15 protein-coding genes are annotated in these 25,986 nt (G+C 59.7%); 14 read left to right on the forward strand and 1 reads right to left on the reverse strand.

What is annotated here, in order from left to right; all coding sequences use genetic code 11:
- The 6 genes from J5J06_04030 to J5J06_04055 form a co-directional block, all read left to right on the forward strand.
- On the forward strand, window positions 1–789 hold a 789-nt coding region (locus J5J06_04030; GenBank protein MCO6436238.1), incomplete at its 5' end, for a hypothetical protein.
- Between the two features lie 532 nt (window positions 790–1,321).
- Window positions 1,322–2,650, forward strand: coding sequence for a hypothetical protein (locus J5J06_04035; protein MCO6436239.1), 1,329 nt, complete (start codon window positions 1,322–1,324; stop codon window positions 2,648–2,650).
- A gap of 4 nt (window positions 2,651–2,654) precedes the next feature.
- Window positions 2,655–3,188: a hypothetical protein gene (locus tag J5J06_04040; GenBank protein MCO6436240.1), complete on the forward strand. Its 534-nt coding sequence runs from the start codon at window positions 2,655–2,657 to the stop codon at window positions 3,186–3,188.
- A gap of 333 nt (window positions 3,189–3,521) precedes the next feature.
- The gene (locus J5J06_04045; GenBank protein ID MCO6436241.1) at window positions 3,522–6,713 is read left to right on the forward strand and encodes a VWA domain-containing protein; all 3,192 of its coding nucleotides are present in this window, start codon (window positions 3,522–3,524) and stop codon (window positions 6,711–6,713) included.
- Complete coding sequence (locus J5J06_04050) at window positions 6,664–7,038, forward strand: transposase (protein ID MCO6436242.1); 375 nt, start codon at window positions 6,664–6,666, stop codon at window positions 7,036–7,038. The genes J5J06_04045 and J5J06_04050 overlap by 50 nt, the downstream gene beginning before the upstream one ends.
- Window positions 6,936–7,604: an IS630 family transposase gene (locus J5J06_04055; protein ID MCO6436243.1), complete on the forward strand. Its 669-nt coding sequence runs from the start codon at window positions 6,936–6,938 to the stop codon at window positions 7,602–7,604. The genes J5J06_04050 and J5J06_04055 overlap by 103 nt, the downstream gene beginning before the upstream one ends.
- 11 nt (window positions 7,605–7,615) lie before the next feature.
- On the opposite strand, the gene J5J06_04060 is transcribed toward J5J06_04055, so the two are convergent.
- Window positions 7,616–7,978, reverse strand: coding sequence for a hypothetical protein (locus tag J5J06_04060; protein ID MCO6436244.1), 363 nt, complete (start codon window positions 7,976–7,978; stop codon window positions 7,616–7,618).
- Between J5J06_04060 and J5J06_04065 the strand changes: the two genes are divergently transcribed.
- From J5J06_04065 to J5J06_04100, 8 genes are all read left to right on the forward strand, one after another.
- Entirely contained in the window at window positions 7,964–8,584 is a 621-nt protein-coding gene (locus J5J06_04065; protein MCO6436245.1) for a hypothetical protein, read from the forward strand. The two genes, J5J06_04060 and J5J06_04065, sit on opposite strands and share 15 nt — an antisense overlap.
- Before the next feature lie 138 nt (window positions 8,585–8,722).
- On the forward strand, window positions 8,723–18,562 hold the full coding sequence (locus J5J06_04070) for a hypothetical protein (protein MCO6436246.1): 9,840 nt from the start codon (window positions 8,723–8,725) through the stop codon (window positions 18,560–18,562).
- Between the two features lie 221 nt (window positions 18,563–18,783).
- A complete protein-coding gene (locus J5J06_04075; GenBank protein MCO6436247.1) occupies window positions 18,784–19,158 on the forward strand; it encodes a hypothetical protein in 375 nt (124 codons plus the stop codon).
- 160 nt (window positions 19,159–19,318) lie between these two features.
- Window positions 19,319–20,245, forward strand: a complete 927-nt coding sequence (locus J5J06_04080; protein MCO6436248.1) for a hypothetical protein — start codon at window positions 19,319–19,321, stop codon at window positions 20,243–20,245.
- An 83-nt stretch (window positions 20,246–20,328) separates the two neighbouring features.
- Entirely contained in the window at window positions 20,329–21,756 is a 1,428-nt protein-coding gene (locus tag J5J06_04085; protein ID MCO6436249.1) for a hypothetical protein, read from the forward strand.
- A 34-nt stretch (window positions 21,757–21,790) separates the two neighbouring features.
- Window positions 21,791–22,819 carry a hypothetical protein gene (locus tag J5J06_04090; GenBank protein ID MCO6436250.1) on the forward strand — a complete coding sequence of 343 codons (1,029 nt, stop codon included), beginning with the start codon at window positions 21,791–21,793 and terminating at the stop codon, window positions 22,817–22,819.
- A gap of 42 nt (window positions 22,820–22,861) precedes the next feature.
- Complete coding sequence (locus J5J06_04095) at window positions 22,862–23,467, forward strand: hypothetical protein (protein ID MCO6436251.1); 606 nt, start codon at window positions 22,862–22,864, stop codon at window positions 23,465–23,467.
- 1,074 nt (window positions 23,468–24,541) lie between these two features.
- On the forward strand, window positions 24,542–25,759 hold the full coding sequence (locus J5J06_04100) for a PKD domain-containing protein (protein MCO6436252.1): 1,218 nt from the start codon (window positions 24,542–24,544) through the stop codon (window positions 25,757–25,759).
- The last annotated feature ends 227 nt before the right edge of the window (window positions 25,760–25,986 follow it).

Genomic DNA, 25,986 nt, shown 5'->3' on the forward strand with positions numbered 1-25,986 from the left:
ACCATCCGTAACCGACAATCGAAATCAGCACGGGGGAAAGGGGGCGGTGTGTCCCCGGCCCGCTCGCACGCCCGACCACAACGAATCAGCCCGTCTCATTCGACAACTCATGAAATATGGCGGCTAGTGGTTGTCATCGCCCTGCTGGCGCTGACCAGCGCCGCGACGGTCGGACTGGCCTTCGCGGTCGGCGTGCGGGGAACACAGGCTGCCTGGGTCTCTGCCGACCTCGATCACCAGCTGGCCGTCGACAGTCTTGTCGCGGTACTGCCAGAGCTCATGGCGTCCACCAAGAGAACGGATCTGCACAAGAGTGGCCGTAGTGAGCAAGCGGTTGAACTGACCGTGGGTGCTTGTCAAGTGCATTGCCTGATCCGGCGCTCGCGTCCTTCGCTGTTTTTGAATGCGCGCGGCCTCGGCGATGAAACCGAGATCAGGGGGCGGCTATCATCAATTGCGCGCGAGCGCGGCTGGTCTGCCGATAACATCGCGCTGCGCCCTATTGCCGAGGCCCCTGGAGAGAATGCGCTCCCCCTCTATTTGTGGTTTGACCAACTGAACAAGCCCCAGGAGCCGGGCGAGATTTTCCCGTTGGAGGATGAGCTCAACCCTGGGGACGGGGACGCTTCACGGGAAAGCTGGTCTGACGTGATCAGCTTCTGGGAGGAAAACGAGCGTACGGTGCGGCTCCATGTTCAAACGCGCTGTGGTTCCGGCAGACACAAGTGGTTTCTTGTTGCAGACGTGTCAAACGAGAGTGTGGAGATTCGCTACCGAACACGGGTTTGACATGGCGACTGTTCACCCGCAAACCATCTGCCGATTACTCCGCGCGGTCCAGGTACTACTCCTGCTCGCCTGTATCGCGACACTACTGGACATTGCATTTGCGCAGGGCCCCGATGAAGCTGACGCACGGGCACTCGCCCTCCCCCAGGCGCCGGCTTCCCAACCGCCTGAACCGCCCGTTCAGGGAATTGAGTCGTTTTCTCCCCTGTGGGAAAGAGACCTTCGCCAAGTTCTCAAGGAGCTTCCCCCCCCTCCGCCAAGAGCTGAGCCGAAGCCACCGCCTCCGCCGCCAGTACGGCTTCCGCAGCTCCTTGCCACGTTTGTGGAGGACAACAGGCACTGGGGACTGTTCGTCGACGAATCCGGCAAACGGCGCGTCCGGCCTTCAGGTGCAGTGCTTGATCAGTTCACGATCATTGAGATAACGCCGGGCAAAGCAAGAATCCAAACAGGGAGTTCGACGTTCGAAATCGAAGTGCCCAAACGACTCACACCCCGCAACCGCAGTGCAATTCGACGTGGATGATCCCTCATGAACGACACGGCCACAATCATCATCACGTCTGAGCGCAGCTTCGTCGTCCAGAGCTCAACGGAGGCCGACCGTGAGTTCAACGTTTTCACGTGCCCCGTCGGCTCAGCACTGATGCCCCAGGAAATGGGGGACTTAGTCAATCTTGCGGACCAATTGGCCGGCTTTTTGCGAGCTGAAGTCCCTCACGTTCAAAACGCGATTCTGGTCGTACCGAGCGGCTGGTGCTTCTCGCAAGTGTTGCATCGATCCGACGCCCAGGATTCCCGGGCCGCGATCTTCGAGTTTGAATCCCTTGTACCGGCCGAACTCGAGAAACTGACCTGCGTCGCCGCCGCAATCTCGGACGATGAAATCGCCGTAAGTGCTGTATTCACCGAGCCGTTGCGCGAGTTCCTTGACCGCCTGGAGACCGCGTTCGCTCAAATTACGTCCCTGGTTCCCGAGCCGCTGTGTCTACTGCAGCATCTGCGAGGCTCCGATGCAGCCAATGGCGTCCTCGTAGTCGACACAATCCGCAACGTAACGATATTGCCTACCCCCTCCGCGATCTCATCCCGTCTGACCGAAGGAACCAGCGACTGCAGCTTTGCTGACCAGGATTGCTTGTTCTTGTCAGAGATTTCCCATCCATTTGAAATCTACCCGCTTGGCGATAACGCCCTCCCGGACGTCTTCGGACGCCTTCGTCCCGCGCCCATTGGTGGAGCCGCGGTCCCGAATGGCGATTCGTATATGCGTCTGCTGGCCGATGCCGTACACGTTCACGGGCACGCATGTGACCTTCGCAAGGGCCGGTTGCGCTCACCCGCCCGCTTCGCTCAAGCCGCCAAGCAGGCGATAAATACCGCGTGGCTCGTCGTTGTCCTTCTTCTACTGCTGTCGATTCGAAGCGGATTGACGGCCACCCGTTACCGGTCGGCGACCGAGCGCAATTCGATAGCGCAGACTCAGCTCCTTGAAGAAGCCTTTGGCGCCACATTCCGATCCCCTGTTCCCGCAATGCAGATTCGTTCCGAGCTCAACCGGCTTAAGGCCCTTACCGATTTGCGGGCCTTGCCTCAAGCGCCGCTCGGCAACTTGGCGCTCCTGGGTCTGTTCAGGGACGTCGCGGACCGAATACCGGAACAGGCGAAAATACAGATCGATGAGATCGCTGTCGAACGAGACCGCCTGCAAATCATGGGGCAAACAACCTCACACGAGGACACGGGGAAACTCGTCGCGAGTATTAACGAGTCGGAGACGATCATTCTTGAACCACCCCAGTCACGCCTGCGAAACGACGGAACCGTGGAGTTCCGACTCGCGGGACATCGGAAAGAGTAGGATCATGATGTCTGGCTCAATGACCCGCCGCGGACCGCATATTGCACTCTTCGCAATGATCGCACTCTCGCTTACGACCTACCTAGTGCTTTATCGCCTTGCTTCGCAGGCCCGCGCGGAATATATGTCGTCCGTCAGCCGAACGGCGCAGGCACAACGGGATGTGTTGGAAATGCGCCGCCTGCGTGCCGCTCCCCAGTTGGCGGTCGAACGACAGCGACCCAATGATGAACTGCTCACACAGATACAGGTAGCTGCCCAGTTCGCGCGGATCAGGTCCGATCAGTGGATTCGCAACGAGCCCAAAGGCGCGATCCGCCAGGGAACCTCCAATTACATGCGCCTCCAGACGCAGGTCTCGCTACAACACATTACCTTGCGACAGCTCGTGCAATTCTGCCACCGGATGACCGTCGATGATCCGGCGCTGCATGTCGATTCACTGCGCTGCAAAGCATCCAGTGGTTCACAGAGCGCCGTTTGGGACGTGGAACTCGTCATCGGGTACTTGATCTACGCCCCGTGTGGACGGCCCTGACTCTAAACTCTGGTGAAGTCGGGAAGGAACCTACCTCTTGAACCGGGGTGGCGGGAAATCTCCAGCGTGTGTTCCCACTGCCACAGCATTGGGTGGGTCACCTACCGATGATTTGTCCTGCTACGCTTAAGTGACTGCATCGCCCAGCCGAAAAACATGCAGTTGCAGGAGCCCTGCTTCAAGCCCCCCGGCGTTTGCCGTGTCGGCAAGGGTACTGCAGTCAAAGGCCGCATTGGCAAGGCAGGAACGATCATGGGCAATCGACTTAGCCGTGTCCCTCCGACTTTGCTCGCCGTCGCACTCATTGGATCCTTCCTTGGAGCGACCGTTTGGATGGCAGATCCGTTTCGAGCCCGCGCGGGCGGGTTCCCCGAGTTCGAATCCTACCCCGACAGTTACGTCGCCGACCCCGAAGACCCGTCCGGTGGAGGCGGACCGATTGCCCCGAACGTCGAGACGGCAGTCGTTTTCGTGATCGACAGCTCGGACTCTATGTCACCCCGCGTCGGCCCCTCCTATTTTGACCTCGCGCGAGACGCTCTGGTTCGATTTCTCGGACGTCCGCACATTCCGGCCGACGGCACACTGATGATTGGAATTGTTCAAAACGCCCCCGTGAATGCGGCGGACCATTTCCCGCTGGTTGACTTTTTTCCGCTGCACGTTTCCGACGAAGAATGGCGCGCCACGGTCCGCAGTCTCTTGGCCCGCATGGAGCCGACCCAACACGCGTCTGCCGGCCTGTTGGAATCGGGAATCCACCGTGCCTACAAGTGGCTCGCGCTCCTCGACCCCGGCGTCGATCGACACATCGTGCTGCTGACAACGGGCGAGTACCGCTTCCCATGCAGTTTCACGACGATATCGCCCGGCGATGATGATGTTCCCTATACCTGCCCACCTGTTGAATATGTGCGCGAATTCGATGATGCGGATGAAGACTGGGATGCAATTGTCGGAAACTGCTCAGGGTTCGGCGGCCCTCAACATCCCTGCACCTTTGACGCGAGTCTCACCTGTAACTGCAACCGCGCCTGCGCCATTCGGTACCAGGCCTGGAAGGCCCGCCAGGCCGGTATGACCGTCTCAGCCGTGCGACTTGGGCCCGACTGGGACCGTTCGGATCCGGACAATGACTTGGCCAACTGTCCGGGGGCGGCTGGAGAGGAATCGTCCTGTGACGCCGAGCAAGCGGTACCCTTGCCCTATCGTGACCACCTCCTGCGTCAGCTCGTCAACCAGTCCTTTCAGAATGGCACTTGGGTTGAAACTCAGGCATGTGACGGCACACCGATCGGCAAATACGCCCGTCTGAACCCGTTCTTCTGCCCCTATTGCTATGAGGAGAAGAAGCCCGTCGGATCGCCGGAGATTCTTGACCAGATTCTCGCCGGCTGGCTCTGCGAATGGCTCCTACCGGAAGGAATCTGCGACGAGTTCAACCCCGTCTCCGGTGATGAGGATTGCGACGGTATCCATGACGTATGCGATATTTGCTACCAATGGCAGACCCCCGACGGTAGGGACTGCAACCGGGATGGCGTGGGAGACTTCTGCCAGCTCGCTGGGGGCACCGACGAGGACGGCGACGGGTTGCCTGACGACCTGGACGAGTGCGCCGGAGGCGACGATTGCCTGATCGCGGAGTGGCGGGAAATCGCCGGCTGCGGCATACGGGGCCTGCCGGACCGCCCGGAATGCAACTGCGACTGCGACAACAACGGAATCGACGACCTCTGCAGCGCCGCGCAACAGATTACCGACCTCAGCACCTGCGACGAGTCCAACCCCGACCGGCCCGACGTCTGCGACGGGATCCCCGATGTTTGTAACGCGCGAGCACAGGTTGGTGAAGATGACGATACGCTCTACCTCGAAGATTTCAGTACCGCGGGTCCCCAGAACCCTGATGAGTGGCAGCTTACCGACGATGACGGCAGCGGAAATCTGATCGATCAATCCCAAGTCGATCCTTTCGATAGGAAAGCATGGTGGCTTTACCCCGCTGACAAGCCTTCGACGCGCAAGCATGCTCGGCTTGTTCAAGATCCCAACGACCAGGGAATAGTACTGGAGCTATCCCAAGACACGACCCAGGCCACGAATGGTTCATACCGCTGGTTCGTCGAAGGCCCCGGTATCCGACTCCCCGAGGAAACCATGTGCGAATGGACGGCCAATGAGTGCGAATCGAGCTCGTGCGGCAAGGTCGATCCCGGGGAATGGGGCGTCATCTCGGTCGACTTCGAACTCTACATCGACAACTCACTCGGCGGTACGACCTACGATCTCTACATCATGGAACCCTGTGTGCAGGATGAGGAGTTCGCCAAGCGCGCCCACTTGCGATTCGAGGACGACCCGGCCGACCCGGACGCGGGGATCATCTACTTCGAGCAGTTTGCCTACGGCGGATGGCAATTCGAAGACGCCGGCTTCGCAAACACCGGTCTCACGTATCCTGAGAACGAGTGGTTTCGGCTCCGGCTCGTCTTCGATCGCTCGCTCCACTACGCCGTGAGCGAAGAAATCTGCTGCGGGACGCAACGACTCGCCCGATGGACGTCACCATATGCTGCGGATGCCGTTGCCCTGCACGTGTTTTCCAGCTTGGACGATACCGTTCCTGCCTCGAGGTTTTTCTCCGAGTTGGGTCCGCCGCGCAAAAATGTCAACCGCGGCGTGCAGGTGCGCCTGGAGAGCAACAACCAGAGCTGCGACTGTAGTCAATATGGTCGGGACACGTCAGGCTACGATCACATACTACATACGGTCGACGGATTTTCACTTCCGAATCTCACAGATGACCGCATCGCCGCTCAATTGCGTGGAGAGATATGTGGCAATTGGTCCGACGGTCAGTTTGATTGCATTGGTCAATTTGACCCCTTTACAGAGGAAAGCACCATCCAGGAGTGCTGGGTGGACGCTGACCCATTGGTCCGTACTTGGCTGAGAGAACATTGCGCCAACTGGAAACTCCCCGATTTTGTTGAACACGAGCAGGTTTGCTATCCTGGAGCTCCCGATGAGCACGACATTTCTTGTGACATTCCCGACTGCGAAGACAATTGCCCGGGGATTCGCAATCCGTGGCAGCGTGACTCCGACCTCGATGGATGGGGCGACGCCTGCGATGGGTACTGGGGTAAATGGGACAAAGATCCGTCTCAAACGCAATTTGACGGCGTCTGGGGCATGTTTGACAACTGCCCCGGACATTACAACCCGGCGAGGCCTTACCGTACGGGCTCGGTTGAATGTGCCGACAACTACTGGGGATTGCCGGACGGCTACATGTGGCAGCCGGACAGCGACTGCGACGGCATAGGGGATGAATGCGACCAGCCGAGCGGAAACGGAGGCTGCCTGGAATCCTGCTGTGGACCCTCTGGCCTGAATCTAGAGCACTTCTCTTTTTTCTGTAGCGGTTTTGCCGATATTCCTTTCGCCAGGATGGCGGGAGGACTTACGCATGAGGCCTTATTCGATGGACCTGCGGGAGCGGGTGGTGGCGGCGTGTGACGCGCGGGATGGGTCGCGGGAGGCGATTGCGCGGCGGTTCGGAGTCAGTACGGCGTGGATTCGCCGGTTGCTGCAGCGGCGTCGGGAAACCGGCTCGATTGCCGCCTTGCCGCAACGGGCGGGGCGTAAGCGCGGGCTGGACGACGGGCAGATGAAGAAGTTGAAAGCCTGGGTGGCCAAGCATCCGGACGCGACGCTGGCGGAGATCAAGGCGGGCATGGGATTGTCCCTGAGCATTGCCGCGATCGATCGCGCGGTGAAGGTGCTGGGACTGACGCTCAAAAAAAGTCGCTCTGCGCGGCGGAGCAGAAACGTAGGAGGATAAAGGACGAGCGTCGGCGCTGGCGAGAGTCGATCGCCGAGGTGGATCCGTCCAAGCTGGTCTTCCTCGACGAATCGGGGGCCAAAACGAACATGACGCGGCTGCGCGGTCGCGCCCCGCGTGGCGAGCGGGTCATCGATCATGTGCCTGCCGGATGCTGGCACACCACGACCATGCTGGCGGCGCTGCGCATCGACCGGGTGGAAGCTCCCTTGGTGATCGCCGGATCGATGGATTCCCTGGTGTTCAAGGGCTACGTCGAGCAGATGCTCGTGAAGACCCTGGGCGAGGGCGACGTGGTGGTGATGGACAACTTGTCTCCCCACAAGTGCGCGGGTGTGCAGGAGGCAATCGAAGCCGTCGGGGCATCGGTGCGCTACCTGCCACCCTATTCCCCGGACTTCACCCCCATCGAACCGATGTGGTCCAAGGTGAAGCAGAGCCTCCGCTCCGCCGCAGCCCGAACACCGGACGATCTGCTCACCGCCATCGGACACGCATTACGCTGCGTGACCCCCGACGACTGCCGGGGCCTTTTTGATGGGTACGGATATGCCGCTACACAATAAAGGGAAATGCTCTAGACCCCGCAGAATTCAACAACTGGGATGACCGCGAATGCAAGGGAAGCCCCTTCTTGGACCCGGATGAGGATCAAGTATATGGGGAGGCTGATAATTGTCCATGGATTAAAAATCAGCGTGAGCAGTTTTACGAGGTTGCAAATCACTGTGCCCGAGCCATCTTCAGCCTCAACAACGGCGACTGGTGGCAGCCCGACTTCGATTGCGACGGTGTTGGTGATGTTTGTGACAATTGCGACGACTGCTGGAATCCTGACCAAGTTGACCACGATTTGGATGGTCATCCGGACGTATGCGACGAAGCCGCCTGTCCAGATGATTGGACGCCAACGGACGGGATCTACTTGAACGGAAATCATGACCCGAACCCGAACCCGGACATTGACGAACCAGACGCTTTCAGCGACGCTGTTGACAACTGCCCCTCTGTCTATAACGAGGATCAGCTCGATTCCGACGGCGACGGCCTGGGCGACGCCTGCGACCCCAACACGATCGTGACCGATTGCGATCTGGACGGCACGCCGGACCACCTCGAAACACCCTGCGACCCGACGTTGGAGGTCGGCGGCGTCAATGATTGTGCGACAGCACTCGAACCCTGCGACCCTCAGGACCCCGAGCAGTGCAAGTTCTGTGACCCATGCCGGTACGAGGAGTGTGCCAGAGATTCCATTGGCGCCCCGCCCCAGCGTTTCAACCGCGGCAACTGCATGTGCCTCTCGCCCGGACTTCGCTTCATGCACGACAAGTCGGGCGCGGAAGCAGTGTTCGAGGGTATCGTCGAAAACGGCGTAGCGCCGACGGCGGGCGGTCCGAAAGGCCACGGCATGTCGTGTGTGGATGTGATGCGCGTGAAGACCATCGAGGTTCGGCGCACGTCGCAGGAAGAGTGGTACGACGGCAAACCGTGTCCAGAAGGAAACCACTGGGATTACTGCGATCCTGGGTGTGATCCTGATTAGGTCTTGCGGGGGAATCAAGGACGTGCAGGCCGGTGCATGCGGCCGTTGTTCGCCGTGAAAGAATGTCGCGTTTCGCGTGCTTTCTGGAGTCCCTGGGACTCAGCAGATTGCAGGCCAAGTTTTTCGTGAGAAATCGTCATGACCCGTGCACACGTAGCCGGCTGGACCTTTGCAGCATGCCTCGGACTGTTGATCTTGGGGCAGCGGGCGTCTGCGGACGACAACCTCGTGTCCGTCGCCCCCGAACAGCTCTCCCCGTATATGAATTCGATCCCCCCGAGCACGGACTATCTGTGCGTCGGCACGGGACCAACCAACAGGCGACTCCACCCCGACCGGGCACCGCACACGCAGTTGGCCATGCAGGACGGCGTCGTGCTGTTCTCGGGAACGGCGCCTCAGCGAGGGCTGAACTTCACGCTGACCGCCGGTGACCTGGTTTACCGCAACCAGATGAGCACGCTTGGTAGCCCGGAACCGCCGCCCCAGGTGGGCACGGCCGGTCTCCTACTCCAGCGCCCCTGGGAGGATGACAACAATCCGCAGACTCGGCGAATGCCCTGGTCGGAGGCCCGCTGGCATCAAGGAGAGGACATCTCGTGGCAGGGTCACCGCAGCTCCAATTCCTGGTTGGGCGGCCTACCCTACTGGCGCTACGTATATGGTGCGACCAGCCGCACGGCCATCTCTTCTATCTGCGGAGACGCGGCATGGTCAGACGACGAGCCTCACGAATTGTTTAAGCCCGTAGTCCCCGTCATTGTCGCGCCTGGAGGGTACTCGCCTCCCGGTCTCCCGGCATCCATAAACCTGCAACTCTCCCGTGGCATTTTCCAGTTGTCCAAGCCGACAACCGACTATTGGCCCAAGCATTCCAATCCGCCTCCATTGGATGGGGTCACGTGCAGCGCGCTGTTTCGCGAGCCATGGTTCCACGGCCGTGGTCTGGACCCGGCGTTTGGCCACGAGGCGTCTTTACCGGTCTCGGACCAACCCTGGAGGCTGGCGGACGATTACTACCCCAATTATCTGAACATATACCCATTCGAGAAGTTGGAACTCGACGGAGGCCGCCTGGCCCTGAAATTCGAGCGTTCCGCCACCTGGCCTCGCGAGTCGGCGGAATGGGACATAAACAGTGCCAATATCGTCGGCGGACTTGTTGGCGCCGGCAAAGCCGGCACCTTACTTGCGCAATCGGCGTCGGATGAATACGGGAATCAGGTTCTCTTCGACCGCGTGCCCCAATACGGCTGGGAGACCGACTACAAGGTGCCGCACCGCGGCATGCCTACCGGCAATTCGAATGCGCCGCCGGGGCTCCGCGCCATTCCCCAGTCCTGGCGCCTGCCGCATAAGCGTTTGCGTACGGTGCAGCTCCGCGACAAGAATACTCCGGATCCCGGGACACCTCAGTGGACAATTGTCTTCATCTACGAGCATCCCGAAAGCGACCGCATCTCCGCGACGGATACGGCCGTGGCCATGGAGAATTGGACGGAGACCCTCGGCCGTCAGCCTGACGACGAGACGTGGCGTGAGTGGAAGTCTATCTACTCGCATCTTCCGCAGTCGGATTGGAATTTCGGCCGCCTACCCGAGTTAAACGACGAAACCACGCTTCTGACCGTCCAAGCCTACCGTTCGAATCCGGCCAACCCCGTCTACCAGAATTCGCTCGTGCAGATCAATGGCGCCCCATTTCAGGATGACTTCTCCGTCTGGGCCAGCACGGTGGGACAAGACGGTCCGCAGCACAGGGTGCGCCTCGGGAAACGGGTCGACCCGAGTGGGCAGCATTTCGGGGGCGACGACGCCGAGTGCCCTGGGCTTTGCGACATGGACGATGACGGCGACGGTCTAATTGACGAGGACTGCGAGGGTCGCGAGCGGGGCGCGTGGGAGTTTCGCGATGGTGTTCAAACGAATATCTGGGGCGAGGGATGCCCACCGGGATGGCTGGGCGATGACAACGAAAGTGGCGGTACGGACGACGAGATCGAGAGTACTACTCTGACGCTCGACAACACGGACCCGCCCGGGGCGGCCTTTGATCCCGAGTGCCCCGGTCACTGTGCCGACGACGACGACGGCGATGGAATGAAGGATGAGGACACCAACGGATATCTGCGGTTTCTCGATGTGTCCGCCTGCTCAAGGTGCCAAGAAGTCATACTGGACCCACATGACGATAGCGTCACACCACAGGAAAAGGAAAACTGTTTCTTACAGGACGGAGGCACAGTTGACGAACGGTGGCCCAGGCAGACGCATCTGGACACCGGCTGCCCCAATCCTCTCTATTGGAATAACGTTTCCCAAAATACGAAAATGGACCCGTTTGCCCTCTACGACGACGACGAGGACGGGTTGATGGACGAAGACAGCGACCAGAATCCTCTCCTCGTGGATATCCGATCCATAAGCGATGCCCCTGAAGGTGACGACGAGCTTTGCAGAACGGGCAGGTATCCGTTCGTGCCAAATGGCGGGAGTCTGCCTGCCGTTTCGGCTTCAGGCGGGGTAGTGAATCAGCATTGCCGAGACCCGCTCAGTGAGGAGGGTGCCGCCGACCCCTGGGTGTATCAGGTTCAGTACGTGTACGCGCGGTCCAATCCCTATTGGCTTCTGAAGGGCCGCGACGTCGCTGGACGACCAATTTCGCATGATGCACCGGTCTACGAGTACTATCCCAACTTCTCCGAACCGTTTACGGACGCCAACCAGAATGGAATCCGCGACGCGACCGAGTTGTTTGTTGACGTAAACCAAAATGGCCATCATGACGTCTTTCCCGGCAACGTTCATGCGGACTGCCTGCCGAGCCCTCAATTCCGCGCGCCGTCCGAGTCGGACGGCGGCCGCCCGTTGCAGCCGTCCGAAATCCACCTCATAAAGCGCGTTGTGCGAATGCGCGAAGACGCATTCAATAACCCCTACAACTTCACTGAGCAAACCTGGCTATATCGTTACAACGACCTCGGATTTCTGAAAGCCGTCTTTGATCCCGGAGCAGTTCTCGCCATTATCAACGCCAATTCAGAAGACGATATCAACGAGCCCGACGACGTCATTCGCTTGAGCGATGCGCACGAAGTGGCCGGCCAGCCGCTCATCATGTACGCATCACAGTGGTACACGTACTACAACCCTTATGTCGAGCCGATTCTCGACGAGAACAACATGGTCGTCGGCGTGCAACAGTGTTATGAACGCCCGCCGGTCGTCTCCTTTGGGTCAACCAGTCTCGACGATTTCGACGACAACGATCCATCGAACCGCCTGCCATCGAATGCCTGTGATGGTCAAATACCTTGGATCACCGAGTACCGAGAGGAAATTCATACCGATCCCGATTGCAGCAGCTTCATGCAGCAGGACTGTGGATGGTGCTATGCACGTTATGCCTGCGGACAGGCATGCCCGGACGGCGCCTGCGAGGACGAGGAGTGCTATTGCACCCAATCTGCGTCGCACGAAACGACTCTGCGACGGATGGGCATTACGGGCGCCGAGCCGCGCCTTCGCAAATACATGGTCAAGACCGCCCGCGTCCGTGGGGGCGATGGCGAAATGCACCTCTATCGCTTCGACTATCTGGGGGCCGAGTCGAGCATTTATGGTACCGACGCGGTCCTTTCCTACGCGGATGCCCGCAATATCACCGTCGTCGACGAAATGGTGGAACAGGGCATCGATGAGTACGCCGGCGAGTCCGGCCGCAGCGATTTCTATATTTATGAGGATGATTTCCGCCTCGACTTGGACTCCGGTCCGCCGTCTGAGCGGTACATCGCCTATGGCGGCGGCCGCTACCTCTACTCCACCTCCGGCTATCTCTACAACCCTTCCAAGGTAAAGACGCGTCGCGTCGTCGTCATGAACTACTACGGCATTGCATTGAGCGACCGGCTGATCCTCACGCCGGGCTTCGAGGGTGACCAGACCAGCCTCGTCGACAACCAGCAATTTGAACTGCTGAACAACCGCGGACAAGCCAAACATGTCTTCGATCCTAGTTGGGTCGCAGGCTGGCGAGACCGAGGACTGTCCTTCATCAAGAACGAGGGTCGCGTACTGACACAATTGTTCGGGGGTCCCGAAGGATGGCAGAGAGTCCTTGCCGGCATCGCCCGCGGGTCCGGTGGCGGCGAACTTTACGCCCAGCAATGCCATACCCCACAGGTTCTCAACGAGGTACCTGTACAGCGCGTCAAGCCGGAACAACTCTCGATTGTAATGGCCACGAAGCTCTTCGAGAAAACGGCCGGCCAGGAAACGACGCTTCCCGCGACACATGCAACCTACTATCGCGCCGGCGCCCAACTTTCGGACTGGCTATCCGATCCCGCCGACACGATCGGCGAAAGCGTCTGCGTTCAGGGAGAACCGGAAAACACACATGTTCCATCGCTTGAAGTGCAGGATTCCGTCGCAATCCAAAGCCTGCCGACCCCCGAATGCCCACCATCGATGAGTTGCACCCCGGCCAATGACGGGGTCCTACACACCTACTACGATTACGACACCTACAATCCGTCAGATCCCGATGATGAGCAGGTCCGGTTCAAATGGCAGTGGACCGAAGCCGTCCCTGTTGAGTTTGGAGGAACAGGCAACGTTGCCCTGCAAATCGAATTCTATGATCGTAGCGGCCGCCTGCGCTTCGTCGGACGCGGAGCAGGTACGAGCGGTTCTCCACATCCCGCGCCCACTACCCCGTTTCTGGTCAACTACATCGGGTATGATGAACTCGGCAGGCAGGATGTCAGCATCATTGATGTAGACTACGACCGACTGCCAGGCAGCGTACAAGACGAAATAGGCGACGACTTTGACACGATTGCCGCATACATGCTCCGGATCTATGAGGGGGACGACACCGCCGCACATGTTGTCTCCCAAAACTCCTACAATGACTCAGGCATTCTGGTCCGCCGGTCCGTGGGAGTTCAAGATACTAGCGGTTGGACAAGTGTCGATCACACCGACTTCAAAGTCCTGGCTAATCGAACGATTCTCCATGGAACCGCCAGCGAGAAACCGCAGCTCGAATGGCAGGATCCGTACATCTACCTTCTGGAGTACGAACACACGCAAGATCGGGAGGTGGGAACACCCCCTGACCTGACCACGGTCACCGACGTATATGGTGTAACATCGGTAACGGTTCTCGATCGCTCAGGGCGCTTCGTCGAGGAGCGCAAGATCGCCCGGCACGAGGACGCTGGAGTCCAGAGTAAAGAGAAGATCACCGACTTCGGATGGGGCATTTCCCTCGCCGACTATACCCACGACTCCGCGATCGACGGCTGGACGGATTCAACCTATAGGAGCGACTTCTGGACTGCTGGTTCACCGTGTTTCGACAGCCCGAACTGCTTTGGGAACATTGGCGACTGGGTCGATAATGGTCATACATTGATTCCCAAGCATCCCTGGCAGGCTGACGAGAATGCCAGTTGGCCCCCGGCGCCCAGAGATCAGATCATAACATTATCTCGATCCCTCAAGCACTACACGCAACCTTCCACGCTCAAGCCGACCGAAGACATCATCTTCAGCGACCACACGGCGTCCCCGCCTACTGACGGTTCGCCCGACACGCGCCAGCTAGTGACGCACTATCTTTACGATCTTGAGGACCGCATCGCCCGCCAACAGGACGCGAACGGCGCAGTAACGCGCCTCCTATACGACACGAAACGCCGCCCTACGAAGATCTTCCGAGGTTCCATTGACGGTTGCTCCGACTGGTTCCCTCCAATATACAGCACCTCCGGCGATGACATGCTCCTCGTCGAACACCGTCTCTACAACGACGGTACGAGCGCTTGCGAGCACAGCCCGATGGCGGGCAGCGATGACTGCACAACTATCACGGAGAACAAGGACTGGCCTTATGACGCAAATCGCCTCGTCCGCGTGCGCCGCTTCGCAGACGATGCCGAGGCCTGCGAGAGTCCATACGAAGAGAAAACTCGCAGCCGTGATGAACAATACGAATACGACTGGCGAGGTCGCGTGATCATGGCACGCGAGCTGGCTGTCGGGTACGCCGGGCCAGCCGATCCAGCCACGGCGGCCACGGTATCGGTGACGACGACCGTGTACGACAACCTGGACCGGCCGCTCGTCGTGGCCACCTGGCCCGGGGCCGCCGCGCCGGAATTGGATCGCGTTCGCGCCTGGCAGGAGTCGGACCAGCTCGCACCGGACATGGTCATCTCGGAGTGCCTCACGCGCGGGCCCGGCAATCTCCCCCTCTCCCTTTCCCAGACGATCTACGATGAACTCGGCCGGGTATTCGAGCAACGGCAATACGACCCACGATCCCTCGCGGGCACCGGTGGAGCCAAGCGCTATTCCTTCACGCGAACCTACCGCGATGAACTCGACCGCGTTCTCCGCGAGGCGACGCCCGACGGCGTCACGACTTTCGAATACGACTCGCTGGGCCGCGTTGTGTCCATGTCAACCTGGTCGAAAGAGGAACCGGAATCGGGAGGTATCCCCCAGGGAAACCCGGACGGCGTCGAACTCACCCGCACGCAGACCCAATACGACATCTTCGGGAACGCCCAGGTCCAGGTCCATTTCGAGTTCAAAGGCTCCGCTGATGAAGAGAGCGCAGACACCGGCGCCGGCGTGCCCCAAAGCGGAGGCGAGTTCACCTTTGACGGATATACGCCGCCTTCCGACTACATAGTCACTTACACCTACAATTGGTATGACCATGCCCTGCGCCTCATGGCCACGGCCAACTGGGGAACGGCCGGCCCTGACGGCCTCACGAGCGGCACGCCACCGGCTTATGATTCCGGAAATCCGCCAGAGTGGGGGACGGACGGCGATGTATACGATTACTACTTTGCCCAAGGCGGAGCTAGGGTACATGCCGTCGTCAGCCGCTTCGGCTACGACCTCGCCGGCCGGCGCATCTGGACACAGGACGCCAAAGGCATCGTGACCCGAATCTGGTACGACCTCCTCGGCCGCACACTCCTCGCGGCAGAGAACTGGAACGGCGGATCCGAACTCACACCGGACTACGCCGGCCCGAGTCGATACACCGCCTATCACTATTCCAGTGGCGGCCTTCAGGACATGATTGTCGCCATTCTCCCCCCCGACCCAGGACAGCAATTCACGCCAAGCGATATCACTTGGACAACAAGCGCCAAGAAAGTAACGCGCGTCAGCATCGATGGAGGCACCGTTCCCACCCAAGTGACCAAGTTGGTGTACGGCGCGGATGTCGTCAATGACTCCAATCACGGCGAAACAATATCCACGGCCACAAACCTCGTGCGGCAGATCCGATACCCCAAGGATGAAACGAGCGGAGATGCCAGCGCGACGGACACCCTTACCTTCACGTACACGCCCGACGGCAGCGTGGCCACGCGGACGGATCAGCGCGGTGTTCGCCTCGACTTCCTCAACGACCTTCCCGACGACTGTGCCAGCTGCGTGCCCGGACCCGCGGGCTCCCCATCGAGAGTGCAAGTCACATACTCCGATGACGGCTCGGCGCTCGTGGATCCTTTGCGCGCCGTCGACCACCTGCTCTTCCGTTATGACAGTCGCGGCATGCTCACATCCGCCGAGCTCTACGGCGATACGACGACTCCCGACACGCTCCAGAGCAAGGTGACGTACACCTACGACCCCTTGGGTAACCTGCTCAGCGAGACACTCGACCCCACACCGGGATCGACCACATCCATGGAGCGCACCACAGCCTACGGATGGTCGTGGAAGCCCGTGGGTGCCGGAGCCGCGCCCGACGCAAACGGCCCCGGACGCATGCGCCTCAGCTCGATGGTCTACAACGCGAATGCCACGGCGGCACGCGCCCTCAACTTCTCTTACAACGCCGGATCCACCTCCGCCACATGGACCGACGACACCAACCGCATGACCGGCATCGACGGTGCGGACGATGCACCCATGATTTCTTACCGCAGGTCCGGTGGTGGAACGCCGCTGTCCAAGACCTGGGGTACCTCCGCCGTCACGCTCGACTTCGCCAGCGGCGGGTTCGACCGCTTCGGCCGCATCAGCCGCATGGATTTCGCCAACGCGGCCACGCCGTTCGAATACCTCTACAACTACGACAAAAACGGCAACCGCACCTCGGCCCACATCACCCAGGCCGAGCACGACAACGATCGCTCCTACACCTACGCCTATGACCGCCTCGACCGGCTGATCAACGCCGAGCGGGGAGTGCTTGACGCCGGCGTTATCACCACTCCCCCCTACAGCGGCGCCGTCGCCGTCGGCCGGCAATGGACCCTCGACCTGTTGGGCAGTTGGTCCGGGGACGACACGCAGGACGGGCTGATCGAATACGACATCGCGAGCGCCGGCGGAGGGTACGAGCCCGGCTCCGACACGCCCACGCACAATGAAAGCCACGCCACCAACGCCGTCAACGAGATCACCACGCGCACCTTCAACGACGGCTCCGGGGCCGTCGAATCTCCTTTCGCCTACGACGACGCCGGCAACCTCGCCTTCGACGGCCGGCAGCACTACAAGTACGACGCCTGGAACCGCGTCGTGGCCGTCTATGACAAGGGCGGCCTCAGCGTCGACGCCGGCGGTGTCCTTTCCGGCACACTCGGCGACCTCATCGCCACCTACGAATACGACGCCCTCGGCCGGCGAATCGCCAAGCACGTCAGCCGTCCCATCGATCCGGACGAATACTTCTACTACGACGGCAACCGCATCGTCGAACACTACAAAGGCAGTGATGCCAGTCTGTCGCTCCACAGGCAATACGTCTGGGGATTCGACTACATCGACGAGTTGATCGGCTACTACGCCGACGGAGGATCGACTCCCCGCTTCGTCCTCCAGGACGCCAGCTACAACGTCATTGCTACCGCAACGAACACCGAGGGCATCACCCAGCAGTACAGCTACGAACCCTACGGCGACATGTTCGCGGCCGAGGACGTCCTCTCGGACTCGGGCATCCCGATTACGATCCCCGTTGAACTCCCCTCGCAAGCCATTGATCTGTCCACGCCCCTCGGCTTCCAGGGCCACATGCACGACTGGGAATTTGGTAAGATTCACATGCGCGTGCGCCTCTATGATCCCGTTACGGGGAGGCCGCTGCAAAGAGACCCTTACCAGACGGCGCTGGTCATCGTCTCGGCCCTGCGCTCCAACGCCCAGACCGCGATGGTCTTCGCCAACCTCCGCGCCGGCGGGCAGTACACCAACGGCATGAGTCTGTATGAGTACGCCGGAAGCAATCCGATCAATCATCGCGATCCGTCCGGGCTTTCCTGGACTATGTGGGACGAAACCGAGGAGCTTGCAGATGACTTGACGGGGCAGAAGGTGTACGCGCTGGCCGCGATCAATGAGGGGGTAGCCTGGGCATCGCTCGGGCTACAAACCGCGGCGGATATCGCATTGTCGCTGATCCCCGGATATGGTATATACGATGCGTACAAGTCAGTCCAGATTATCCGTAGCGGCCGCGGCGGCCTGCTGGACTATCTGAATGTCGGGCTTGGCGGAATCAATGCTGCCTCTTCGCTGTTCAAGGCGGCCAAGACGCTTGGCAAGGCCGCGGCGCTTTTCTCCAAAGCGAAGCGGGGCGGAAAATTCGTCGGCGCGTTCAGGGCCTACACGTATGGCAACATGCGCCATAACCTCAAGGTCCTTAGCGGCTGGGACCCTGGCGAACTCTTCCAAGCGCATCACCTGTTGCCGAAGAAGTTCGAGTTTCAGTTCAATCGCGCTGGCATCGCCAACATCCACAAGCCGGTCTACGGCACCTGGTGGTCCACGACGGTACACAGGAGCAAGGCATTTGAATACAACAAGGCGTGGGAGGACTTCTTCGATAAGTTCCCAAACGCGACAAGGAACGACGTGCTGGACAAGGCCCGCGAACTGGCGAGACATTACGAGTTGGAAGTCCTGTTTGATGCAAAGGTCAACCCCTGATGGACTTCAGTAGGCTCTATAGGCTAACCTCTGCGATGCGCAGAGGGTACCTTCATTTTCACGTATCCCGTGAACCAGGCCCCTGGAACTCTCCGTACTTGCTTCTTCGGGGCGACATTCGGGCGGATAAACCCGTTCCTCTAAGGCGAATGCTTGGCAGCAAGACCGGTGACTTCCTCAGCACTGAGGCTGTGCATATTCGATTGGTCTCCGATCGAATCGTGAGGATGTTCGACGAGCAGGGATTCACCGGCTGGTCCACCTACGAAGTGAAGGTATTTGGAAAGACAGACGAGATCACCGGATACAAGGGCCTCTCCGTCCTTGGCCGGTGCGGGCCGACTGACGATTCGAAGGCTCGACTTGTTTGGGTCGAGCCTAACCCAGAACACATGGGAATGCCTGGCCTTCCGGTAACGGCGGTGCAGCAGAAGTTCGGCCTTTACTTTGATCCGGACACTTGGGACGGGTGCGACTTCTTCCTCCCCGAGGGGTCGGCGTGGATCTTCGTAACCGAGAGAGTCGCCAAAGCGCTAAAGAAGGCACGAGCCACGAACGTCAGTCTCACGCCGCTGCCCGAGCAGCGCCTGCCGTGACCATCCGTTCCCGCAAATCCTGCGGAACTCCAAGGAGCACGTACGCCGCCTGGAACATTGGGCGAAGCGGATTTGACTTGGACTGAATCTGCGTCGATTCGTTGCGGGCGCTACGAACTTGCCAGGGCGGTCCAATTTATTGGTTGAGGAGGGCATTGCGTTGCAGACGCGTTCTTGCATACTCGATATTGCGCCGGAGGACTGCGAAGGTGCAGTTCGGGACATTAACTCTGTCGGCGCGGTATTGGCAGCAATTCGAGGCAATGACGGCCTGCTGATTGGGTTAATCTGGCACGAAGGCGAGACACTGATTCTGCCGGCCTATGGTGGTAAAGATATCGACGTAAGCGCGATCAATGACTCCGGTTTGGTCGTCGGGTCCGCTATGGTGGACGACGATGACGTGGCCTGCTTCTGGCACCAAGGGCACCTTATTCTCCTCGAAGAACCGGACCCGGACTGGAATAGCTGTGCTCACGACGTCAACGAACGCGGAGTGATCGTTGGCCACCGTCCTGGCCATCCCGGCGAGGTGGCAGCCTGCTGGGTTGATGGGCGCTCGATTGAAATTGCGCCGATACTCCCCGAACACCCCAGACCCAGTTCAAGAGCCGAGAGTATAAACAACCGTGGAGATATTATCGGCAAAGTGTCTTTTGAGGGCTTCTTGAAGAGAGGTGATCAGTATACAATCATTCGAGCCGAGAACAGCTGCGGCGTTCATCCTCACAAGATTAACGGCCGCGGCGTGGTTTGCGGGTGGGTGGTGGATTGGGACGAACAGTATGCCTTCGTCTTTGCTGATCGGCTGATGCGTTTGCCTACGATTGCAGGATCGAACGCACGGGCCCTCGCCCTCAACGATGACGGGGCGGTCGTCGGCTACTCCACGTACCGAGCCGGAAGTGATGAGAAGCATGGATGCATCTGGCACGACGGCGAGCCGACCGACCTGAATGATCTCGTTGTCGACCGTGGCCCCTATACGATCATCACCGCCGATGCGATCAACAATTCAGGGCAGATTGCGGCGGATGCCATGGTGAATGACCGACGCCGGGCAGTCCTCCTCAACCCGGTGCTGTAAGACCCGCCAAGCGAATAATCTGCGCTAATCCCATTCGCACACCGTCGCGTGGCTGACGGCTTCCTTGGCAATGCCGCGCTCGCGTGCAGTCCACCTACGAATACGATGCCCTCGGCCGGCGAATCGCCAAGCACGTCAGCCGTCCCTTCGCCCCGGACGAATACTTCTACTACGACGGCAACCGCGTCGTCGAGCACTACAAGGGCAGTGATGCCAGTCTGTCGCTCCACAGGCAATACGTCTGGGGATTCGACTACATCGACGAGTTGATCGGCTACTGCGCCGACGGAGGATCGACTCCCCGCTTCGTCCTCCAAGACGCCAACTACAACGTCATCGCCGCGGCGGCGAACAACGCCGGCATATTCCAGCAATACAGCTACGAACCCCACGGCGACTTGTTCGCGGCCGAGGACGTCCTCTCGGACTCGGGCATCCCGATTACGATCCCCGTTGAACTCCCCTCGCAAGCCATTGATCTGTCCACGCCCTTCGGCTTCCACGGCCACATGCACGACTGGGAAACCGGCAAGATTCACATGCGCAACCGCACCTATGATCCAATGACAGTACGACTCCTGCAAAGGGACCCCGACGCAACGGGCCTGATCCTGCAGCGCGCAGCGATTTATGGTGCCGACCACACATTCATTGCCATTTTTGTGAACGCAATTGGGCAATATGAAGACGGCTTCGCTCTCTACCTCCCCTTCGGCTCCAACCCATTGACTCGAGCTGACGCGATGGGTCTTGATTGGCATCACCTTGTTCCCGTCGCTCTCGGTGGCGATCCAAACGGTCCGGTGGTGTGGCTGGACACCGAGACACATAAAAGAGTCAATAAGTTCTGGAGCGACAAGAGGCTTTATCAGAAGCGAGACCAAGCAGGTTTTTGGGGCAAAGAAAAAGTCCAAAGGGGGCCATTCGCGGGCGAGATTCTGGATGATGACAAGCGCAGCAAGCTAGTTCGCGACTCCCTCGTGGTCGCGGGGATCGACGTTGACGACGCGGACAATGTCGGGCACATGAAGGACGCCCTGCGCCGCGCGAGCGCCGACCGCGTTCCCTCAAAAACGCCGGGGGGAAAAGGTGGCCTCAGGATACCCATGAAGAGGATCACGGCGGCCTCTGATCTTCCAGAGGTCGGCGGCGTCAGCAATCGGGCCACACGAGAACAGTTGAAACGGCGGACCTCTCCTGGCGGTCCGAGGCAGGCCAAGCGAACTTACGGCAGCGGCGGTACTTTCCTCGCCTTTGCCGGAGCCGGAATCGCCATGGGCATCTACTCCAGCGACGCAAGCGCATCCTACGCCGAACTGGTTCAATTGAGTCAGTCCATCGGACGCGGTGGCCCGAGCCTCTACCAGGAAATCGAAGCCTTGGACATCATCAAGGATATGAACGCGGGCCTTGGTGGCAACACTTTCACTATTTACTATGGCTGGAATTACTGGCGCGAGATGCACGGCGCGTATACCGATGCCGATCGCAACCTATTCTGGGCAAGGTAGTCACTCTTCCCGGCGCTTACTTGTGGCGATAGTCTTGACCGTTCTCCGGCTGAAGTATATCAAGGTTGTCATGAGCAGTAGAAAGATCCCATCCTACGAAGTTGTCGATCTCGGCACATTGGGCGGCGAAGAGAGCAGGGCCTTTGGAATGAACAACCGAGGCCAAGTCGTCGGGGCGGCTGATTTGAAGGACGGAGTCTCGCGCGCCTTCGTTTGGGAGGGTGACAGCCTGCGGAAACTCGATGCGCCCGTTGGCCGCGCAAGCAAGGCTCACTCCATTAACGCGAATGGGCAAGTCGTTGGTTCCGCGCAGGGATCGCGCGGCGGCCATCTCCCGTGTTTGTGGGACCAAGGCGTAATCCGCCTGCTCGACGGGGACGACGGCCCCGATGGCATGGCCTCCCACATCAACGATGCAGGTCAAATTGCCGGTTGGCGGGACCGTACCCCCGATCGAGTACGAGGCGGCCCCGAGCTCGCTATTCTCTGGCACAGGTCGCAGTCCATAGAGCTCTGCACGGCCAATCGATTCGGCAGAGATGCATACTCTCGGTTCGGGTCAAGTGCATGGGGGATCAACAACAAGGGGCAGGTTGTCGGCAAGACGCCGGGCGGGTCGGCGTTTCTTTGCCAAGAGGGAGACTTCACGCTGTTTGAGTTGGTTACCGGAGAGGGCGCTTGCGCCACGGCAATTAACGAAATGGGACAGGTTGCGGGCTGGGGATATATTAATGAAACCCAAGTACACGCCTTCCTCTGGGAACAGGGACGAATCAAGGATTTGGGCTCGCTCGGAGGATCAGACGCTAGGGCCTCCGATGTCAACATCCATGGCCATGTGGTCGGGGATTCAGCTATAGCGGAACTCGATGAGTCTGCCGAATCTATTGAAGACCACGGTTTTCTGTGGCGCGACGAATTGTTGATGGATTTGAACTATCTCATCGCGCCGAATACTGGGTGGCTGATTACCGCAGCCAATAGCATCAATGACGCCGGCTGGATTGCAGGAACCGGAATCCGAGGCGGTGTGGCTCATGCCGTCCTTATGACACCTCGGTAACTCCTTTTCTGGCGCCGCATTCTATGCCATCGCCATGACGGGTTGCCCAATCCTAACGTCTCCACCTGCGAATACGAAGCTCTCGGCCGGCGGATCGCCAAGCACGTCAGTCGTCCCTTCGCCCCGGACGAATACTTCTACTACGACGGCAACCGCATCGTCGAGCACTACAAGGGCAGTGATGCCAGTCTGTCGCTCCACCGGCAATACGTCTGGGGATTCGACTACATCGACGAGCTCGTCGCCTACTACGCCGACGGAGGATCGACTCCCCGCTTCGTCCTCCAGGACGCCAACTACAACGTCATCGCCGCGGCCGAGAACGACAGCGGCATCATCCAGCAGTACAGCTACGAACCCTACGGCGACATGTTCGCGGCCGAGGACGTCCTCTCGGACTCGGGCATCCCGATTACGATCCCCGTTGAACTCCCCTCACAAGCCATTGATCTGTCCACGCCCTCGCCGGCGTCGACGGCGCGCTGTCACGCCGCCAGGGCGCGGAGCCGCCCAACCCACGCGACAAGTTCGGAAGCGCTCAGGGAGCACGGCCATCGGCGCGGGGAATGCTCGTCCGAAAGCACGTTGACACGCGCTGCGATTTTCCAAAGCCGAAACGCTGACATGCGGGTGGGACTCCGGTCCTAATACTGCGGTATTGACCACCGCGGATTTTCGGCTCTACTATCTGACCGATAATTCCGGCCTTTGGGGGCCCGCTTGGAGCGGTCAGAAGCTGACGTGCTTTATCGACGGTTCAATCGTATAACGATAGTATCGGCAGTCTGGGGCATATGGGCATTATGGTGTGGCGCGAACCTTCTGCAAGCGGACGCGCCCCGACCCGAGCCCAAGCCAACGCGGTATGCGCCGCGATGGTACCAGGCAGTAGATACGCGGCTTGCCCCCCCCGGGATCGCCTGCGAAGAGCAGGGCAAGAACCACTCACGTCCCGCAGGTCGTCTTCCATCGGGAGGACCGCCTATGGCACGTTCCACGACTCCGTGGGGCGGCGGCCGGGAGCTGGCACGGCCAAGTGGATCATTCTGCGAAAACCAAGGACATGCTGGCAAACGGGGCAGCGCCGGCTCAAGAACGCCGGGCGGGCCTCCACCAATTGAGAGCGTAAAGACAAGCCACACAAGCCGCCACGATGGAAAAGGGGTAAGCGCGGACGATTTCGGTGCGCCAGATGAGGACGGTATTTCTTCGAACCGGCCTCGAGCGCTACCGGTGCGCGCACGCGACGCATTTTGCCCAAAGTCGCAATTTAAGACACGACCCATACTAACACGAACCACCGGCTGGATCCCGCGGTACGGGGCGATCGGGATAACGCTCGTAGCGGCGTGTCTGGGCCAGACGAGCGAAGCCGATGCCGGGCCGCGAGCGAAGTGCGAATTCACTATCGAAGCAAGCGCCGCGAATCCGCGCGTCGGCGAGCCTGTCACATTTACGGCCAATTCCACGGATGCCTGTCGGTTCGTCCCGCTATTCACGTGGAAGGTGTACGACCGCACTCCGACGCCCGGCGGAGCAAAGTCCGTCCCTGAATTCCAGACGTCGACAAATTCACTGACCCACGTGTTCCCGCAGGAAGGCGAGTGGGGTGTCGCACTCTGGCTCGGCGGGCAGGCAATCGGCCGTCCGCTTGATGCCGTCTTCGTCACGGTCGAACCCGGCGGGCTAACCGCGGAGTTTACCGTTAATCCCACGTCGGCGATGGCTGGAGATACCGTTACCTTTACTGCGGCGCAGCCGCCGGCGGGCGTTCTCGGGTACCGCTGGGATTTCACCGGGACGGGTCAGACGATAGGGTCGGGGCAGATTGTGCAACGGCGCGTGCAGGAGCCCGGAGATATCAACGTTCGTCTTACCGTTTTTGACTTCGACTATCAATTCGTATCAATGCAAAAGACCGTACGCGTGGACCCAATCTCGCCGATGGTACCTCTGGATACGCTGGCGCCAGAGGTGGGTAACGTACGGTCGATGGTAATGGACGGGGAGACGGCGTGGCTGCTGCAGTCGGACGGGTATGTGGTCGGCGTAGACGTTAGCGACCCAAGAAACCTCGTCGAGGTTGGGCGTGTCAGGGCTTGTGCCGTTCCCGGCATGAAGATGGACGTAGACGTCGCTCGAAGGAGGCTTTTTGTGCCCTGCTCGACCGCCGGACTCGTGGCCGTTGACGTGTCAGATGCCTATTCACCCTTTGTTGATGACTGTTCTTCGACTTTCGCTGAAGACAACTTTGTCGTGCTTGACGTGACCAGTGCGGCGCATTCGGTATTCTTTGTTGGGCACTTCATGACAGGTGGCTGGCAGATTCGCGCTGTCGACCCCGATGACTTTTCTTGGGTTGGGTCATCGGGCGACGCTCCAGTTGTTGATCGTGTTCCTTGGCCGACAACAATGGTGCTTTCAGGAAATCTTGGAGTCGTAGGGTCTCCGGATGGGATTTATCTTGTGGACGCCAGGCGAGGAAGTGGCAAGTTCCTGCACAAATTGGATCATCAACAAACAATGATGAGTGTGTGGTCGCTAACGACGAATGGTTCAGTCTTGGTCGCAATCGAGGCGAACGACGTTCTGAACGGGGAGCCCGCGGATTCCGTGCTCAGTGCTTACGACATAGTCGAGAGTCAAAATGTCGTAGATAGCCGATTGAGCTTTCGCTTCCACTTCGATGACGGGCAGCCTTTTGGAAGCATCGCCTTTGACTCCAGGTACGTGTATGCAGCCACGGCAACGACTCTAGACCGCTACGCGTGGGAAGGTCTCGGAAGCCTCCGCTGGGTTGATCAATTGGGCGCTTACGGCATGGGTTACCGAGGTGTGTCGATTGGCGAGGCGGGGGCAGACCCTGATGGAACAAGCGAGCAGAGGATTTTTGTTTCCTTGGCAGGACCGCTACTCCAATCCGCGGCGCACGCATATTAAGCATATACGCTAAAATTGGTTTTTGGCTGCATTTTGGGGTTGTTCGGCGACGAAAGAGATCGCTGGACAGCCCTGCTTTCATTTGCGCGACCGAAGCGCCGCCAGTCGCTGGCACGAAGTGTAAGCTCCGCGGGTTCTTCGGTTGGCGATTGCTTCTACACGAAATCAGGCCATCTACATTGCGAAAGCTGGGCGAATCCTAGGCGCGTCCGATAATGCAAAATAGT

Source organism: Phycisphaerae bacterium (assembly GCA_024102815.1).
Classification (GTDB): Bacteria; Planctomycetota; Phycisphaerae; order UBA1845; family UBA1845; genus JAGFJJ01.

Bases quoted from the DNA above. Each gene is read 5' to 3' on its own strand.
- J5J06_04035 (MCO6436239.1), top strand. From the start codon at position 1,322: ATGAACGACACGGCCACAATCATCATCACGTCTGAGCGCAGCTTCGTC.
- J5J06_04040 (MCO6436240.1), top strand. From the start codon at position 2,655: ATGATGTCTGGCTCAATGACCCGCCGCGGACCGCATATTGCACTCTTC.
- J5J06_04045 (MCO6436241.1), top strand. From the start codon at position 3,522: ATGGCAGATCCGTTTCGAGCCCGCGCGGGCGGGTTCCCCGAGTTCGAA.
- J5J06_04050 (MCO6436242.1), top strand. From the start codon at position 6,664: ATGAGGCCTTATTCGATGGACCTGCGGGAGCGGGTGGTGGCGGCGTGT.
- J5J06_04060 (MCO6436244.1), bottom strand. From the start codon at position 7,978: ATGATTTCCGTTCAAGTAGATCCCGTCCGTTGGCGTCCAATCATCTGG.
- J5J06_04070 (MCO6436246.1), top strand. From the start codon at position 8,723: ATGACCCGTGCACACGTAGCCGGCTGGACCTTTGCAGCATGCCTCGGA.
- J5J06_04100 (MCO6436252.1), top strand. From the start codon at position 24,542: ATGGCTGGAGATACCGTTACCTTTACTGCGGCGCAGCCGCCGGCGGGC.